1 protein-coding gene and 1 pseudogene are annotated in these 388 nt (G+C 77.6%); both read left to right on the top strand.

Annotated features, from left to right (window positions below; genetic code table 11):
• A partial coding sequence (locus tag AC1DN0_RS41745; protein ID WP_477146705.1) for a hypothetical protein occupies positions 1–202 on the top strand: 202 nt, incomplete at its 5' end.
• Positions 195–388 (top strand): annotated as a pseudogene (locus tag AC1DN0_RS41750) (hypothetical protein); the annotation flags it as partial. The gene AC1DN0_RS41745 and the pseudogene AC1DN0_RS41750, both read left to right, overlap by 8 nt.

Raw genomic sequence — 388 nt, forward strand, 5'->3', positions numbered from 1 at the left:
GCCGGTCATCGCGCCCGCCGACCCGGCCGATGCCGCCAGCGACGCGGCAATGCTGGCCGACCCGGAGCTGGGGCTGGCCCGCGATGCCGATCTGTACGCGTGGTTCGCCGCCGGCGGCCCGGTCCCGGTCGACGAATCGCAACCGCAGCCCAGCCGCCCCGAGCCGGCCACCGCCGGCCTGGAGACCAGCACCGATGAATAAGCCGTTCCCGTGCCTGGTCCTCGGCCTCGCGTTGGCGGCGACCGCATCCGCCGCGCCGCAAGCCCTGGACTTGCCGCCCCCGGCGCCGACCAGCGCCACGCCGGCACCCGTCACCGCCCCGGCCATCCCGGCCACGCCCGCCGCGCTGGACCCGGCGCAGTTGCGCGCGCTGCGCAGCCGCTATGC

The organism is Cupriavidus sp. 05N39 (assembly GCF_056397325.1).